Below are 16,274 nucleotides of genomic sequence, written 5' to 3' on the forward strand. Positions count from 1 at the left end.
TCGCAGCCAACTGGACAGGCACCAAAGGGGGGGCCGTCACCTCTTTTGTGGACGCCGCCCAGTTGTCCAGCCGGACGGTCAGCGAACAGAAACTGGAGGTCTTCGTCAATCTCGCCCGACGCCTCCAGTCCCTGGTGCACCGGGAGATCTCCATCCTCGACGAGCTGGAGAATGACATCGAGGACCCCGACCTGCTCAAGGAGGTCTTCCACGTCGACCACCTCGCCACCCGGGTCCGCCGCCACGCCGAGAACCTCGCCGTCCTCGGCGGCGCCGTCTCCCGCCGTCAGTGGAGCAACCCGGTCTGCATGACGGAGGTGCTGCGCTCGGCCATCGCCGAGGTCGAGCAGTACCAACGGGTCAAGCTGGCCCCGCCGATCGAGGGGCGGCTGCGTGGCCACGCCGTCGCCGACGTGATCCACCTGCTGGCCGAACTCGTCGAGAACGCCACGCTGTTCTCCGCCCCGCAGACCCAGGTCCTGCTGCGCGCCAGCCTCGTCACCTCCGGACTCGCGGTGGAGGTCGAGGACCGGGGTCTGGGCATGCCGGTCGGCGAGCAGGTCCGGATGAACGCCCTGCTGGCCGACCCCGACCAGGTCAACGTCGCGAGCCTGCTCGCCGACGGCCGCATCGGGCTGTACGTGGTCTCCCAGCTCGCCAGGCGGCACGGCATCACCGTCCGCCTCCAGACCAACATCTACGGCGGTGTGCAGGCGGTCGTCGTCGTGCCGCAGGCGCTGCTGGGAACGTCGACGGGAGCCTCGGGCGCGTCGTTCGGGGCGCTGGACACCGGCGTACGGACCGCGGCTCCGGCGCCGTACCCGTCGAGCGCCGCCCCGTCGCTCCCGGGCGGCGGACACGCGCACGCCGCCCCGCCGGCCCTGCACGGCGGCGGCTCCCACCGCGCGCCGGCCGTGTCCGGCGGTCGCCGGGAGCCCGTGCGAGGCGCGCACGTCCCCGGCGCACGACCCGCGCCCAGCCCCGTCCCCCGCCTGCTGGGCGCTCCCGACCGCCCCGGCGACACACGCCGACGCGACGGCGGGATGCATCCGGTGGCGGGCGCGTACGCCCACGACGCGGGCCGCGTCCCCGGCCCACACGGAGGCGCCCTGCCACCGGCCGTACCCCACACGAACGGTGACACCGGACCCGTCTCACCCGTACCCGGCGACGACACGCCCGCGTCTGGGCCCGCACCTGCGTCCGGGGGCGACATGTCTGGGCCTACGCCTGGGGGCCACATGTCTGTGTCTGTTCCTGGGCCTGTGTCCGGGGGCGACATGTCTGGGCCTACGCCTGGGGGCGACATGTCTGTGTCTGTTCCTGGGCCCGTGGCCCGGGGCGACATGCCTGTGTCGGTGCCCGCGCCAGGCGGCGACACGCCTATGTCCATGCCCGCGCCCGCGCCGGGGGACGACATGTCTGTGTCCATGTCCGCGCCAGGTGGCGACACGACTGTGTCCATGCCCATGCCGGTGCCAGGTGGCGACACGGCCATGCCCGCACCCGCCCCCGGCGGCGACACGCCCGCGACCGTACCCGCGCCCCCGTACGGCCGCGACACGCCCGCGCCCGTATCCGGAGGTGATCTGCCGCCCACCCCCGCTCCCACCCTCGCCCCGCCCGGCGACGACGGGCGGTTCGTCGAACCCGTCGACGGCGACCACCTCGGGCCGCTGCCGCGGCGAACGGCGCGTGAGGGGCAGGACAATCCCGCGGAGGCCGTGCCCGGCATCCGGCCCGCCGACCGGGCCGCCGTGGCGGCGAACGCCGCCGCGCCGCCCGTTCCGCGGGCCGGAGCGGTGCGCGCAGGCACGGAGAAGCCGCAACTGCCCCGGCGGCGCGCCCAGGAGCACCTCGTGCCGCAGCTGCGCGATGGACCGCCGCCACGCCAGGAATCCGGGTACGTGGCCGGCCACGACCCCGGCCTGATGGCGGCCTTCCGGCGCGGGCTGGGACTCGCCGAGTCGGAGCAGTGCCGCGAGCCGGCCCCACCGCACGAGCCGTACTCCCCGGGCGGCGTGTCCCCCCTGGACGCCTTGGACGCGCTGGACCCCCATGACGCGTCCGCACCGACCGAGTCGCGGCCGTCCGCGCCGTCGCCCGGTCGGCACCGCACGGTCCCCCGCGACGGGAGCGAGCCGGCCGGATGACCGGCCCGCCCAGCCCCGTCGCCCTCCCCGACCCCAGCGCTTGCGCAGTCCCTCTCACCCCAAGGAGTCGATCCACCATGGCGAGCGATGCGCCGACCGCCCGTGTCTCCGACCTCGACTGGCTGATGAGCGGCCTTGTGCAGCGCGTACCGCACACCACCAGCGCGGTGCTGCTGTCCTGCGACGGGCTGGTGAAGTCCGTGCACGGCCTCGACCACGACAGCGCCGACCACATGGCCGCCCTGGCCTCCGGCCTGTACTCCCTCGGCCGCAGCGCGGGCGTCCGCTTCGGCGACGGCGGCGAGGTGCGGCAGGTCGTCGTCGAACTGGACGCGACACTGCTGTTCGTCACCACCGCCGGTTCCGGCACCTGTCTCGCCGTGCTCGCCGGCCGCGAGGCCGACGCGGCCGTACTGGGCTACGAGATGGCGATGCTGGTCAAGAGCGTCCGCCCCTACCTCGAGACCGCGCCCCGGCAGCATTCCGTCGAATCCCGGGCGCTGCCGTCTTGAGCGCGGCGGCGGCCGGCGACAGGCCCTGGCTCGACGACGCGGCCGGACGGCTGGTGCGCCCCTTCACCGTCAGCGACGGCCGCACCCGACCCAGCATCGCGCTCGACCTCATGTCGCAGGTGATGGCGACCGGGGCGGCGGCAGCCCACCTCGGCCCGGAGCACGGCCAGGCACTCGACCTGTGCCGCGCGCCCCTCCCGGTGGCCGAGGTCGCCGCCCATCTGAAGCTGCCGGCCGTGGTGACCAAGGTGCTGCTGTCCGACCTCGTCGACTGCGGGGCGCTGACCACCAGGCCCCCCGCACACCACCACCACCCCACCGACCGGGCCCTTCTGGAGGCAGTGCTCGATGGACTACGACGGCAGCTCTGACTACGACGGCGGCCTCGATCCCTTCCCGACCGCGCTGAAGATCCTGGTGGCGGGCGGGTTCGGGGTGGGCAAGACGACCTTCGTCGGCGCGGTCAGCGAGATCGCGCCGCTGAGCACGGAGGAGTTGCTCACCACGGTCAGCGCGGCCACGGACAACCTCGACGGCGTGGAGAACAAGACCGAGACGACCGTCGCGATGGACTTCGGCCGGATCACCCTCGACGCGCGGCACGTGCTCTACCTGTTCGGCACGCCCGGCCAGGAGCGGTTCTGGTTCATGTGGGACGAATTGTCCGAGGGCGCCCTGGGCGCGGTGATCCTGGCCGACACCCGCAGGCTGGAGGAGTGCTTCGCCGCCGTCGACTTCTTCGAACGGCGCGGCCTCGCCTTCGTCGTCGGCGTCAACGAGTTCGACGGCGCCCACCGCTACGACCCCGGGGAGGTGCGCGCCGCCCTCGACCTCGACCCGCGGATCCCCGTCGTCCGCTGCGACGCCCGTATCTCCAGTTCGGGCATCCAGACCCTGCTGACCCTCGTCCGGCATCTCATCGCCCGGGCACCCGCCCTCCCCGCGCCGGGCCGGGGCGCGCACAGGTGACCCCGGCACCACCCCGGCACACCGACCCCGCACACCGTCACGGAGCCCGTACATGACATACGCCGACAGCGACGGAGCCCGGCCATGAGCTACGACCCGCCCCGCCCGGCCGGACGCCTGCTGCTGACCCCCGAGGACAAGGAAGCCCCCGCCCGCACCCAGCGGCTGCGCCGGCTGGGCCTGGGGGAGCGGCCCGAGCCCGCCCTGGATGCCTTCGCCGACCGCCTCGCAGCGTTCACCGGGGCGCCGTACGCGATGGTCAACTTCCCTGACGAGGAAGGCCAGTTCTTCGCCGGACTGCACCGGCCCGAGCGCGATGTCCTGACCGTCGACACCGGCGTCGACGGCGACGGAGGCCGGCGTGAGGTGGGCCGCCGCCTGGCCCGCGACCACGGCTTCTGCCCCCATGTCGTGGTGCGGCGCAAGGCGCTGGTGCTGGAGGACGTCGGCGACTACCCGCGGTTCGCGGGCAACGCCATGGTGGACGAGTTCGGCATCCGCTCCTATCTGGGCGCCCCGCTCATCGACAGTACGCAGATGGTGCTGGGCACGGTGTGCGTCGTCGACGTCGAACCGCGGGCGTGGGGCCGGGAAGGGCTGCGGGCCATCAAGGCGGCCGCGGCCGAACTCGCCCCGCGGCTGGAGCGCCGGCAGACCGGGGGTTTCCTCTTCTGACCGGCTCCGACCTGCTCTGACCTGGTCGGACGGCCGGGCGAAGGCCACGCACCGTGCGCGGGGTCCGCCCAGGGGGGCGGCGTGAAGCCAAGCTGTGGCCGCGCTTAAGAAATCCTCGATGGACCAACGTGCCGCAGTACGGCAGATTGCTACCGGAATCCACCCCTCTCCCCGGCGCGGGCTGCCCCGGCATGCCCGGACCCGGGGCCGGAAGCACAGGAGCGGTAGCTTGAAGGCACTGGTCAAGCAGAAGGCGGAGCCCGGGTTGTGGCTCGCGGACGTCCCCGAGCCCGTCATCGGAGCCGGCGACGTACTGATCAAGGTTCTGCGGACCGGCATCTGCGGCACCGACCTGCACATCCGGGCCTGGGACGGCTGGGCCCAGCAGGCGATCCGCACCCCGCTCGTGGTCGGACACGAGTTCGTGGGCGAGGTCGTCGAGACCGGCCGGGACGTCACCGACATCAAGCCCGGCGACCGGGTCAGCGGCGAGGGTCACCTGGTGTGCGGCAAGTGCCGCAACTGCCTGGCCGGACGCCGCCACCTGTGCCGGGCCACCGTCGGACTCGGCGTCGGACGCGACGGCGCCTTCGCCGAGTACGTCGCCCTGCCCGCCACCAACGTCTGGGTGCACCGCGTCCCCGTCGACCTCGACATCGCCGCGATCTTCGACCCGTTCGGCAACGCCGTGCACACCGCGCTGTCCTTCCCGCTGGTCGGCGAGGACGTCCTGATCACCGGCGCAGGACCGATCGGCCTGATGGCGGCGGCCGTCGCACGGCACGCCGGCGCGCGCAACGTCGTCATCACCGACGTGAGCGAGGAGCGGCTGGAACTGGCCCGCAAGATCGGCGTCAGCCTCGCCCTCGACGTCTCACGGGACAGGATCGCCGAGGGACAGCGCACGCTCGGCCTGCGCGAGGGCTTCGACGTCGGCCTGGAGATGTCCGGCCGTCCCGAGGCGATGCGCGACATGATCGCGAACATGACGCACGGCGGCAGGATCGCCATGCTCGGCCTGCCCGCCCAGGAGTTCCCCGTCGACTGGGCCCGCGTCGTCACCTCGATGATCACCATCAAGGGCATCTACGGCCGCGAGATGTTCGAGACCTGGTACGCCATGTCGGTGCTGCTGGAGGGCGGCCTCGACCTCGCCCCCGTCATCACCGGCCGGTACGGCTACCAGGACTTCGAGGCGGCCTTCGCCGACGCCGCGAGCGGCAAGGGCGGCAAGATCATCCTCGACTGGACCGTGTGACCGCGTACCCCCGTTGTGACCGCGTACCCCGTTCTTCCGCCGTCCTTCCGCCGGCACCTTCAAGGAGCACCCTGATGTTCGACTCCGTGCGCGACGACCTGCGCACCACCCTCGACGAGATCCGCGCCGCCGGGCTGCACAAGCCCGAGCGGGTCATCGGCAGCCCGCAGTCCGCGACCGTCGAGGTCACCGCGGGCGGCCGTCCCGGCGAGGTCCTCAACTTCTGCGCCAACAACTACCTCGGCCTCGCCGACCACCCCGAGGTGATCGCCGCCGCCCACGAGGCCCTGGACCGCTGGGGCTACGGCATGGCCTCCGTGCGCTTCATCTGCGGCACCCAGGAGGTGCACAAGGAGCTGGAGGCCCGGCTGTCGGCGTTCCTCGGCCAGGAGGACACGATCCTGTACTCCTCCTGCTTCGACGCCAACGGTGGCGTGTTCGAGACGCTGCTCGGCCCGGAGGACGCGGTCATCTCCGACGCCCTCAACCACGCCTCGATCATCGACGGCATCCGGCTGTCCAAGGCCCGCCGCTTCCGCTACGCCAACCGCGACCTCGCGGACCTGGAGCGGCAGCTGAAGGAGGCCACCGAGGGCGGGGCGCGCCGCAAGCTGGTCGTCACCGACGGCGTGTTCTCGATGGACGGCTATGTGGCGCCGCTGCGTGAGATCTGCGACCTGGCCGACCGCTACGACGCCATGGTCATGGTCGACGACTCCCACGCCGTCGGCTTCGTCGGCCCCGGCGGCCGCGGCACCCCCGAACTGCACGGCGTCATGGACCGCGTGGACATCATCACCGGCACCCTCGGCAAGGCGCTCGGCGGCGCCTCCGGCGGCTACGTCGCCGCCCGCGCCGAGATCGTCGCCCTGCTGCGCCAGCGCTCCCGGCCGTACCTGTTCTCCAACACGCTCGCCCCGGTCATCGCGGCGGCCTCCCTGAAGGTGCTCGACCTGCTGGAGTCCGCGGACGACCTGCGGGTCCGGCTCGCCGAGAACACCGCGCTGTTCCGCCGCCGGATGACCGAGGAGGGCTTCGACATCCTCCCCGGCGACCACGCCATCGCCCCGGTGATGATCGGCGACGCCGCCAAGGCGGGCCGCATGGCGGAGTTGCTGCTGGAGCGCGGCGTGTACGTGATCGGCTTCTCCTACCCGGTCGTGCCGCAGGGCCAGGCCCGCATCCGCGTGCAGCTGTCCGCCGCGCACTCCGTCGAGGACGTGAACCGCGTGGTGGACGCGTTCGTCGCGGCGCGCGCCGAGCTGGAGGGCTGAGCCGGAGGCCGACCGGCCGCAGGTCTTGCGATAATCGTTCGCATGATCGAAGCGCGGCGGCTGCACATCCTCCGTGCGGTGGCCGACCACCGCACGGTGACAGCCGCTGCCGCCGCGCTCTACCTCACGCCCTCGGCCGTCTCGCAGCAGCTCACGGCCCTGGAGCAGGAGACCGGTCACCGGCTGGTCGAGCGCGGCGCCAAGGGCGTACGGCTGACCCCGGCCGGGGAGATCCTGCTCAGCCACACCAACGCGGTCCTCGCCCAACTGGAGCGGGCGGAGGCCGAGCTCGCCGCCTACGGCTCGGGCGAGGCGGGCACGGTGACCGTCGCCGCGTTCGCCACGGGCATCGCGCAGGTGGTGGCGCCCGCGGTGGCCCGCCTGGCGCGGACGGCGCCCGGCATCCGCATCCGCGTGCGGGACGCGGAGGGCGACGCCAGCCTGCCGATGGTGCTGGACCGGCAGGTCGACGTGGCGGTCGCCGTCGAGTACCGGGGCGCGCCGTCCGCCGACGACCCCCGGCTGACCCACGTACCGCTGTACGCCGAGCCGTTCGACGCGGTCGTCCCGGTCGCCCACCGGCTGGCCGGCGCCGCCGAGGTGCCGCTCGCCGAGCTGGCCAAGGACCCCTGGATCGGCCCCTATCCCGGCAATCCCTGCCACGACGTGGTCGTCCTGGCCTGCGAGAGCGCCGGCTTCCAGCCCCGCCTGGAACACTCCTCCGACGACTTCCGCGCCGTCGTGGCCCTCGCCTCGGCCGACGCGGGCGTGGCCCTCGTCCCGCGCTCCGCGCTGCGCGGCACGGACCTCACCGGCGTGGTCGTCCGCCCCGTGGACGGCGTGGCGCCCACCCGCCGGGTCTTCGCGGCGGTGCGCCGGGGAGCCGAGGGACACCCGCTGATCCGCCCGGTGCTCCAGGCCCTGGACGAGGCGGCGCAGGCGTAGCGCCCTGCCGCACCCGAGGCTGCGTCCGGCTGCACCCGGATTCCTCGGGGGCGGCTGTCAGTGCGAGGGGTTAGCGTGCGGGGCATGCCGGACGCCCATGACGTACGCCGTATCGCCCTGTCCCTGCCCGACACCGTGGAGAAGACCGCCTGGAGCATGCCCACGTTCCGGGTCGCGGGAAAGATGTTCGCCACCCTGCCGGAGGAGGAGACCTCCATCGCCGTGCGCTGCCCCAAGGAGGAGCGCGACGAACTGGTCCTGGCCGAGCCGGAGAAGTTCTGGATCGCCGGTCATGAGGCGCAGTTCGCCTGGGTACGGGTCCGGCTCGCGGCGCTGGAGGACGAGGACGAGCTGCGGGACATCCTCTCCGACTCCTGGCGCCAGGCGGCTCCGCCGCGACTGCTGGAGGCCCATCCCGAGCTGGGACTGCCCACCGCCCGCTGAAAATCCCTCGGGCGTTGTCAGTGGGCCGTGGCATGATCCGGAGGCAGTGGGGCCGGCCGGCGCGGGAGGGGCCGCGGTCGGCCGGGGAGCCGGGGATGGGCCGGGGAGGGGAGCGTCGCAGGGATGACCGGGACGTCGTCGCAGTCGTCGCAGTCGTCGCCGGGGGAGGCGGCGGGGCGGGACGACCTCGCTGCCGGAGCCGGAGCCGGAGCCGGAGTTGACGCCGGTGCCGGTGCCGGCGTGGGCGGCGGCGGTCGCGCGCGGTCGGTGTGGTCGCGGGACTTCGCGCTGTTCTTCGTCGCGCGGGCCGTCGCCCGGCTCGGCGACACCATGCTGCCGGTCGCGCTCGCCGCGGGCCTGCTCCAGCACGGGTACGGCGCGGGCGCGGTCGGCCTCGCCATGGCCTCCACGGCCGCCGCCTTCGCCGGCCTCGTGGTCTTCGGCGGGGTCATCGCCGACCGGTTCAGCACCCGCAAGCTGATGATCGGCGCCGACCTGGTGCGGCTCGGCACCCAGTCGGTGGCCGCCGTGCTCTTCTACTCCGGGCACGTGGTGCTCTGGGAGATCTGCGTGATCGGCCTCGTCAACGGCGTGGCCGGCGCCGTGTTCCAGCCCGGCGTGGCCAGCACGGTGCCCCGGCTCGCCTCCGACGTCCAGGCGGCCAACGGCGCCATACGCATCGCCGAGTCCGCGGCGCAGCTCGCGGGCCCCGCCGCCGCGGGCCTGCTGGTCGGCTTCGCCTCACCCGGTGGGGTCTTCGCGGCGCACGCCGCCACCTACGGGGTCAGCGCCCTGTGCCTGCTCGTGCTCCGGCTGCCCCCGCTCATCCGCGCCGGTACCCCGGACGCCACCGCGACCGGTGCCTTCAGGGCGGATCTGGTCGAAGGATGGCGGGAGTTCAGGGCCAGGACCTGGCTCTGGGGCGTCATCGCCGTGTGGTGCCTCTACATGATCGCCGTCTGGGGCCCGACCGTCCCGCTGGTCGCCACCGAAGTGGTCCAGCAGCACGGCCCGCGCGCCTACGGCCTGATCAACTCCGCACTCGGCGCGGGCACCGTCGTCGGCGGCTTCCTCGCCCTGCGGCTGCGTCCCCGCCGTATGCTGCGCGCCGGTGCGTTCGCCCTGTTCGCCTTCTTCGGCTTCCCGGCGGCGGTCGGGGCCGGCTTCGGCGTGCCGGCCATGGCGGCGGGCGCGGCCGTCGCCGGGGCGGGCATGTCGTTCTGGGGCGTGATGTGGGCGACCAGTGTCCAGACCCAGGTCCCGTCCGACGTCCTCAACCGCATCCACGCCTACGACGTGGCGGGCTCCCTCGCCATGATGCCCGTCGGCCAGGCCCTGGCCGGGCCGGCCGCCTCCGCCCTGGGCGCCGACCACGTGCTGCTGGTGTCCGCCGCGACGAGCCTCGTCGTGCCGACGGTGCTGCTGGCGGTGCCCGCGATACGCGGCCTCATACGAGCCGACGCGCGCGGCGCCCACGGTCCGCACACCCGCGGCCCGCATGCGCCCGGCGGGACCGCGGACACGGCACCCGGGCGCACGCACCCCGAGCCGCACTGAAGACGGTGCCCGCGGCCGGTGCCCGCCCCCGGCCACCCCACGCGGCCTCCGCACCCACACCTTCAGGCGCCTGCGGCGCCCGCTCCGGCCGCTCCGGTCCGTGTCCCGAGGAACGCGGAGATCCGCTCCCGCAGTGACCGGGCGTCGAGCCCGTGCGCGGCAACGTGCTCCTCCACGGTTCCGTAGCGCCGCAGCTCGGCGCGGCCCACACCGAGTCCCAGGACACGGTGCGGGACGTCGCGGAGCGCGTCGTTCACCGCCGCGGTCGACGTGCCCGCGAGGTACGGCTCGACCAGCACGACGTCCGTACCGGCCGCCTGGGTGGCCCGGCGCAGCGCGGCCGCGTCGAAGGGCCGGACGGTCGTCGCGTACAGCACAGTGACGTCCAGGCCCTCCGTCGCGCTGAGTACCGCGTCGAGCAGGGGGCCGACGGCGACCACCACGCCCGAGCGGCCCTCGCGGACCGTCACGACGTGCTCGCCGTCGACCGGGCGCCCGTACGCGTTCGACTGCACGGACAGCCGTACGTAGACCTTGTCGTCGCCCGCGGCGACGGCGTGCCGCAGCAGCGTCTCGGCCTCGTCCGGGTGCCCGGGCACGTGCACGGTCCAGCCGTCCAGGGTGTCGAGCAGCGCCACGTCGCCGGGTGCCATGTGGGTGTAGCCGCCCGCGGGCCAGTCGAAGGAGGCGGCGGCGCTGACCAGCACCGCGCCCGCGCCCTGGTGCCCGAGATCCAGTTTGACCTGTTCGAAGGGGCGCTCGACGAGGAAGCTGGCGAAGGTGTGGAGGATCGGTCGCATACCGGTCAGCGCCAGCCCGGCGCCGGCTCCGACGAGGAGCTGCTCTCGGATGCCGACGTTGATGACCCGGTCGGGATGTCGGCGCAGCGCCTCGGCGAAGCCGTCCTTGCCGACCACGGCGATGACGACCGCCACCCGCGGATCCTCGTCGAGCAGGCGCGAGACGGTCGGTGCGAGTCGGTCACGCATGGTGTCCATGGAAGTCGATCCCTTCTACGTCGGGAAATCAGGGAAGTCGAGGAAGCCGGGGAAGCCGGGGAAGCCGGGGAAGCCTGGGGAGCTGGGGGAGCCCGGGATCCGGGATCACGGGTACTTCGGCTCCACCCGGGCCACCACCACGTGCGGGCGGCCCGGATGCGGCGCGGTGAACGCCGCGTACAGCTCCTCGTGGTCGCGGCCGTCGACACTCGCCGTCGACCAGCCCGCCGCCTCGAACCGGGCCGCGATCCCGCCGGGACGGGCATGGCTGGCGGAGGAGTTGTCGACGACGACGGCGTGCAACTGTTCGAGTCCGGCGGGCCCAGCGAACGCGATGGCCTCGTGGTTGCTGCCCTCGTCCAGCTCGGCGTCCCCGGTCAGCACCCACACCCGGGGCCGGTTCAGCCCTTGGGCGCGCAGCCCCAGGGCCGTGCCGACGGCGATGGGCAACCCGTGCCCCAGCGACCCGCTGCCGATCTCGACGCCCGGCACCAGGGTGCGGTCCGGATGGTGGCCGAGCGGGGAGTCGTAGGCGCCGAAGTCCGGCAGCCAGTCCACCGGCACGAAGCCCTTCGCGGCGAGTACCGCGTAGTAGGCCATCGGGCCGTGCCCCTTCGACAGCAGGAACCGGTCCCGCTCCGGGTCGTCCCGCTGCTCAGGGCGTACCTCGAGCACCCGGTCGTAGAGCACCCAGAGCACGTCCAGCGTGGACGTGGCCGCCGGCCCGTGCTTCTCGTCGCCCGTCATCAGCCCCATCAGTCGGGGCAGGTCGGCGTAGCCGTGGGCGCGTTCGGTCTCCTCGGTGATCGTCATGCTGACGATGGTGCGACCTCAACCAAACTTGAGGTCAAGTAGCGTCGCCCCGTCGCCGGTGCGGCCGACCAAAACCCGTGCGCGATCACCAACCTGAGTGCGGTATTGTTTACCTGCGCGTTCGGCCGGGGGAAACCCCAGGTCAGACGGGCAACGGGACGTGGCGCAGCTTGGTAGCGCACTTGACTGGGGGTCAAGGGGTCGCAGGTTCAAATCCTGTCGTCCCGACTCGAGAGAGTCGCAGGTCGAGGGGCGGTTTCGGAGAAATCCGAAACCGCCCCTCGATCGTATGTGGGGACCAGGTGAGGACCAGCGTTCCTTGACCCGTGTCAGCGGCCGTCACCTCCGCCCAACCGGCCGTTGGCAGCCGGTGGATGCACCACGCCATCGCCCAAGCCCTGACGCCGACCGGGATCTCCGCCTCCCAGGTCGGCCGAATCCTGGCCGGCCTCGATCTGAAACCTCACCTGGTCCGCGACTGGCTGACCCGCCGTGATGACAGCCCACTTCTACGCCCAGGCCGCCGAGGTCTGCGCGCTTTACCTGCCCAGCCCGCCATAGTCGGTCACCGGGACCGGGAAAAGGGCGGCGCCGGTGGGAGAGGCGGGGCAGTCGAGTGCGCAGTGGCGGGGTTTCGGCTGATCGATCGGGAACTGTATCTGCCTGAGTGCTGGATCGGTGGTCAAGCTCGCTGCGAGGTTCCGTATGTCCCGCCCGAGCGAAGGCCGGTCCGCCGTTCATGCGGCGGTGGCGCCCAGCAGGAGGTCGAAGGCGTCATTCACCTCGCGGAGCACCGCCGTCGCGTCGTGGCTGCCGAGGCGCCACGCCGCCTGGTAGCAGGCGACGGTCAACTGGGCGGCGAGGACGGCGGTGGCCGGCGGGGTGCCGTGGTCGATCAGGTATTTCTCGAGGAGGCCGGCGTAGTGCCGGGTCTTGCGGGTGTGGCGGTCTTCGAGCTCGGGGTGCTGCTTGACCAGCCGGTGGTACACCGCGTAGTGGCCGGGGTTGCGGGCGGCCTCGGTGCAGATCGCGAGCAGCAGCCGCCGAGATGTGGCCAGTGCCTGCGCTAGATCCTGGAGCGGCTCGGTGGGCGCATCGCGCATGGCCGCGGCGAGCGCGCGCAGGAAGTCGTCCTCGGTGGAGAAGACGACTTCCTGCTTGTCGCCGAAGTAGCGGAAGAAGGTGGTGCGGCCGATCTCTGCCCGCTGGGCGATCTCGTCCACGGTGACGATATCGAACCCCCGCTCCATGAAGAGCGCGAAGGCCGTCTCGATGATTCGTTCCCGGGTCTGGCGGCGTTTGCGGTCGCGCAATGACTCCACCGGAAACTTGTTCGCGCTCATTCGGTCAGGATATCCGCCGTCCCGCCCCGCGGTCGGCGTCGACGAGGTGGGCGGCCTCGCGCCACAGCTCCTCCTCGCGGGCCTCGTCGTGCGACTCTGGCGACGACGGCACGTTGCGGCCGCGATCGAGGTAGGACCCGGTCCGGGCGGTCAGCCCGGTCAGGATCGTCTCCGCGAGCCGCGCGCCCGCCTGCTGCGATGTCATGCCCCGGCCGAGGAATCGCTGAAGCTGGAAGAATCCGTTGAGCACGCCCCGCACGGGCCCCGGGGCGTGGCGGAAGAAATCGGTGCCCGCGACGAGCGCCGGGTTGTAGGAGTAGACGCCGACGCTGTCGGGCAGGCGGCGGGCCAGCGCGTGGGTCAGGTAGATGACGCCGAGTTTGCTGGTCGCGTACGCCCGCCCGGCCTCCCGCGCGCCACCGGCACGAGGCGTGGCCAGTCGTTCCGGCGTCTCCCAGCGCGGCGGCGGCGTAGCGCCGAGCGTATGGCGGAACTGCCCGAAGTGGCAGTCGCTCGAGGTGAGCACGATCCAGCCCGGACCGGTGAACCGGGGCAGCAGTTCCCTGACGAGCAGGTAGTCGGACAGCACATTGACCCCGAAGGTCATCTCGTACCCGTCCGTGGTGCGTTTCTCGGTCGTCGTGACCGTCAGGCCGGCGTTGCCGAGATAGCCACCGAGCGGCGGCAGGTACCCGGTGTCGAGTCCACGCAGAATCTCCTCCGCGGCCCGCCTGATCTCGGTGAGCGAGGCGAGGTCACAGTCCACGCCTGTGACCGCGGAAGCGCCGGTGGCCTGGGCGAGTTCCGCAGCGAGGCGTTCGCCGCCGCGGCGAGCCAGCACGACGTAGTGGTCCTGCGGCCGTTCCCGGATCAGCAACTCGACGGACTCACGGCCGAAACCGCGCGTCACGCCGGTCAACACGATGGTCCGGCTTTCCATGGCAGCCCTCCTCGGTATCAAGTTCCAAGTGGTACTCAGTACCGTAACATGAGGGGACCACCCCGGGCCGGTCGACGACGCCGTTGGTGATCATCCGCGCCGCGAGGCGGCCCGGGGTGGGGTGCGCCGGCCGAAAACCTCATCCGCCCAGTTCGGGCGGCACGTTGGTACGCGTGGGGGATGTCGCCGGGTTGATGTCGCTGCGTCGCGAGGACGCGCGGACCCGGAACCGGGTGGTCGTCAGGACCGGTCCCGCGCTCGGCTCGCCCGCGATGCGCGCCTGGAGAAGGTCGAGCAGTGCCAACGTCGTTTGCGCGGCGTTGAGTTCGAGTGCGGAGATGGCGGGCCGGCTGTGTCGGGTGTGCTCGGAGTCGGAAGCCGCGGCAAGCATCGTCCGATCGGGCACGGCGACGCCGCGAGCCGTGAGGCCCGCGAGCACGCCGGCCGCCTGACGACCGGTGTGGCACAGGATCGCATCGGGGACCCCGTCGTCCACGATCGAGTGCGCGATGTTCTCTCCGCCCCGCTCGCCGGCGCGCTCGGCCGACGTGTAGACGCGCGGCGTGATCCCGACGCTCTCGCACCAGGAGCGGTAGGTGGCCTCGCTGTCGATGTTCCACGCGTTGGGGTCGGTTCCGCGCAACAGCACGATCGATCGGGCACCGGAAGCGGCGAAGTGCTCGTAGACGCGCCGGAAGCTCGAGCTGTCGTCCTCGGTGGCCCAGTCGGTGAAATCCGGGCGGCTGGGATCGCGTCCCAGTGTCACGTACGGGATCCCCCGCCGTTCGAGGAGGCCGATCACCGGATCGTCCACGTGCGGCATCGTCACGATGTAGCCGTCGAGCGACAGCGCGAGCGGTGGTGTCGGCCGCTTGGTCGGGTCGGGCACGAGCATCAGACTCAGTCCACGGTCCATCGCGTGCGCCGAGGCCGCGCCGATGTAGCGAGTGAACACGTCGACGCCGCGCGGCGCGTACTCACCCAGCGCGTCCAGCGATCGCATGACGAGTCCGATCGCCCCGACCGACGAACGCCGCAGGCCGCGCGCGAGCGCGTCGGCCTCGTACTCCATCTCCTCGGCGATGGCCCGCACGCGCAGTCGCGTGGCCGCGCTCAGCGTCCCGGTGTCATTGAGCGCCATCGAGACCGCCGCGACCGAGACACCCGCACGCCGGGCGACGTCGCGGATGGTGACGCCCTTCGAGCGACCCACGGCGACCTCCTTCGGATGACAGAACAGCAGAAAGTGAGATGCGTAACGCCATTGTATTAAACGTTTTACCTACTTAGCGTGTCGCCACCATGAAGCTGCACACACTGCGCACGACCACCACCGACCCCCGAAACCGCGGACGCGAGATCGGCACGCGCTACGCGGACCAGGTACGTGACGTCAGCGCCCGCTACCTGGCGCATTTCAAGGTTCTGGGCATCTCGGAGACGACCGTCCGCGACATCGTCGCCCACAGTCACGACGCCCTGCGCGACTGGTACCCGGGCCTGGCCGAGGAGTCCGACGGAATCGCCGAGGCGTCAGGAATCGAGCCGTGGCAGGTGGCCGCGGTCGGCGCACGGACCGAAGTGCTCGCCGCCGCGCCCGGGAAGGGCGAGTGCACCACCGCCGTGCACACACCGCCCGCCGGCGGACCGCCCGAGACGATCCAGACGTGGGACTGGCACGACTCGCTCACGCCGGACGGTCTCCTGCTGTCGCTCGTGACCGGGACGCGACGCCGGGTGAAGCTCTTCACCGAGTTCGGCACGGCCGCGAAGATCGGGGTGAACGACGCCGGCCTCGGCCTGCATTTCAACATCCTGAACCATCGCTCCGACAACGCCACCGGCGGCATACCCGTCCACGCCGTCGCGCGTCGCGTCCTCGAGGAGGCGACCACGGTGGCGGAGGCCCGCGACCTCGTCGCCTCCGCGACCGTGAGCGCGTCCACCGTGCTGACCGTCGCGACCTACCGGGACGGCCGTGCCGCGGCGGCGTCCATCGAGATGTCACCGGCCGGATCCGCCGTGGTGCCACCCGGCACCGACGGCTGGCTCATCCACACGAACCACTTTCTCGATCCCGGCCTCGCCGGCGGCGACACCAGCACCCCGGAATCGGTGTCCGCCGAGCGGTACGACCACGCGCACGCCGTGTGCGGCGGCATGACCGGCCGCTCCGCCCCGGAGCGCGCGGCCGCCTTCTGCGGCGGCGACGGTGCCGCCGCGGTGGTGTGCGTCCGTGCCGACGACTCCCAGCCGGGCCACGAGCAGTGGAGCACGTTGCTCACGGCCTCCCTCGACCTTCCCGGTTTCGCCCTCGAGTACCGGGCAGGCACCCCCGACGCTGCGGCCCGTGAGGGTCTCGACCGGTTCTGAGGTACCCGATGGACAAGGAC

16 protein-coding genes and 1 tRNA gene are annotated in these 16,274 nt (G+C 72.4%); 12 read left to right on the forward strand and 5 right to left on the reverse strand.

Annotation, left to right across the window (positions count from 1 at the left end):
* The 10 genes from ACTYVM_RS31790 to ACTYVM_RS31835 all read left to right on the forward strand — a co-directional run.
* A partial coding sequence (locus ACTYVM_RS31790) for a sensor histidine kinase (RefSeq protein WP_445529291.1) occupies positions 1-2,153 on the forward strand: 2,153 nt, incomplete at its 5' end.
* 77 nt (positions 2,154-2,230) lie between these two features.
* The gene (locus tag ACTYVM_RS31795) at positions 2,231-2,665 is read left to right on the forward strand and encodes a roadblock/LC7 domain-containing protein (RefSeq protein WP_445529292.1); all 435 of its coding nucleotides are present in this window, start codon (positions 2,231-2,233) and stop codon (positions 2,663-2,665) included.
* Positions 2,662-3,036 carry a DUF742 domain-containing protein gene (locus ACTYVM_RS31800; RefSeq protein ID WP_445529293.1) on the forward strand — a complete coding sequence of 125 codons (375 nt, stop codon included), beginning with the start codon at positions 2,662-2,664 and terminating at the stop codon, positions 3,034-3,036. The genes ACTYVM_RS31795 and ACTYVM_RS31800 overlap by 4 nt, the downstream gene beginning before the upstream one ends.
* The gene (locus tag ACTYVM_RS31805) at positions 3,014-3,634 is read left to right on the forward strand and encodes a GTP-binding protein (RefSeq protein ID WP_445529294.1); all 621 of its coding nucleotides are present in this window, start codon (positions 3,014-3,016) and stop codon (positions 3,632-3,634) included. Before ACTYVM_RS31800 ends, ACTYVM_RS31805 begins: the two co-directional genes overlap by 23 nt.
* An 84-nt stretch (positions 3,635-3,718) precedes the next feature.
* The gene (locus ACTYVM_RS31810) at positions 3,719-4,309 is read left to right on the forward strand and encodes a GAF domain-containing protein (protein WP_445529295.1); all 591 of its coding nucleotides are present in this window, start codon (positions 3,719-3,721) and stop codon (positions 4,307-4,309) included.
* 229 nt (positions 4,310-4,538) lie between these two features.
* The gene (gene tdh, locus ACTYVM_RS31815; protein ID WP_445529296.1) at positions 4,539-5,567 is read left to right on the forward strand and encodes an L-threonine 3-dehydrogenase; all 1,029 of its coding nucleotides are present in this window, start codon (positions 4,539-4,541) and stop codon (positions 5,565-5,567) included.
* Between the two features lie 74 nt (positions 5,568-5,641).
* The gene (locus ACTYVM_RS31820) at positions 5,642-6,841 is read left to right on the forward strand and encodes a glycine C-acetyltransferase (protein WP_445529297.1); all 1,200 of its coding nucleotides are present in this window, start codon (positions 5,642-5,644) and stop codon (positions 6,839-6,841) included.
* A 42-nt stretch (positions 6,842-6,883) separates the two neighbouring features.
* Positions 6,884-7,786 (forward strand): LysR family transcriptional regulator, encoded by a 903-nt coding sequence (locus tag ACTYVM_RS31825; RefSeq protein ID WP_400027833.1) that lies wholly within the window; start codon positions 6,884-6,886, stop codon positions 7,784-7,786.
* A gap of 84 nt (positions 7,787-7,870) precedes the next feature.
* Complete coding sequence (locus tag ACTYVM_RS31830) at positions 7,871-8,230, forward strand: MmcQ/YjbR family DNA-binding protein (protein ID WP_445529298.1); 360 nt, start codon at positions 7,871-7,873, stop codon at positions 8,228-8,230.
* Positions 8,231-8,353: 123 nt separating this feature from the next.
* The gene (locus ACTYVM_RS31835) at positions 8,354-9,787 is read left to right on the forward strand and encodes an MFS transporter (RefSeq protein ID WP_445529299.1); all 1,434 of its coding nucleotides are present in this window, start codon (positions 8,354-8,356) and stop codon (positions 9,785-9,787) included.
* 62 nt (positions 9,788-9,849) lie between these two features.
* On the opposite strand, the gene ACTYVM_RS31840 is transcribed toward ACTYVM_RS31835, so the two are convergent.
* A complete protein-coding gene (locus tag ACTYVM_RS31840) occupies positions 9,850-10,785 on the reverse strand; it encodes a transketolase family protein (RefSeq protein WP_445529300.1) in 936 nt (311 codons plus the stop codon).
* A gap of 105 nt (positions 10,786-10,890) precedes the next feature.
* On the reverse strand, positions 10,891-11,598 hold the full coding sequence (locus tag ACTYVM_RS31845) for a thiamine pyrophosphate-binding protein (RefSeq protein ID WP_445529301.1): 708 nt from the start codon (positions 11,596-11,598) through the stop codon (positions 10,891-10,893).
* A gap of 154 nt (positions 11,599-11,752) precedes the next feature.
* Here ACTYVM_RS31845 and ACTYVM_RS31850 point away from each other — a divergent pair.
* Positions 11,753-11,826: transfer RNA gene (locus ACTYVM_RS31850), tRNA-Pro, on the forward strand.
* Positions 11,827-12,335: 509 nt separating this feature from the next.
* On the opposite strand, the gene ACTYVM_RS31855 is transcribed toward ACTYVM_RS31850, so the two are convergent.
* The 3 genes from ACTYVM_RS31855 to ACTYVM_RS31865 form a co-directional block, all read right to left on the reverse strand.
* The gene (locus ACTYVM_RS31855; protein ID WP_445529302.1) at positions 12,336-12,941 is read right to left on the reverse strand and encodes a TetR/AcrR family transcriptional regulator; all 606 of its coding nucleotides are present in this window, start codon (positions 12,939-12,941) and stop codon (positions 12,336-12,338) included.
* 4 nt (positions 12,942-12,945) lie between these two features.
* Positions 12,946-13,881 (reverse strand): SDR family NAD(P)-dependent oxidoreductase, encoded by a 936-nt coding sequence (locus ACTYVM_RS31860; protein WP_445529303.1) that lies wholly within the window; start codon positions 13,879-13,881, stop codon positions 12,946-12,948.
* A gap of 139 nt (positions 13,882-14,020) precedes the next feature.
* Entirely contained in the window at positions 14,021-15,094 is a 1,074-nt protein-coding gene (locus tag ACTYVM_RS31865) for a LacI family DNA-binding transcriptional regulator (RefSeq protein ID WP_445529304.1), read from the reverse strand.
* 89 nt (positions 15,095-15,183) lie between these two features.
* Between ACTYVM_RS31865 and ACTYVM_RS31870 the strand changes: the two genes are divergently transcribed.
* On the forward strand, positions 15,184-16,254 hold the full coding sequence (locus tag ACTYVM_RS31870; protein WP_445529305.1) for a C45 family autoproteolytic acyltransferase/hydrolase: 1,071 nt from the start codon (positions 15,184-15,186) through the stop codon (positions 16,252-16,254).
* Positions 16,255-16,274: the final 20 nt, after the last annotated feature.

It is taken from the genome of Streptomyces cyslabdanicus (genome assembly GCF_052663305.1).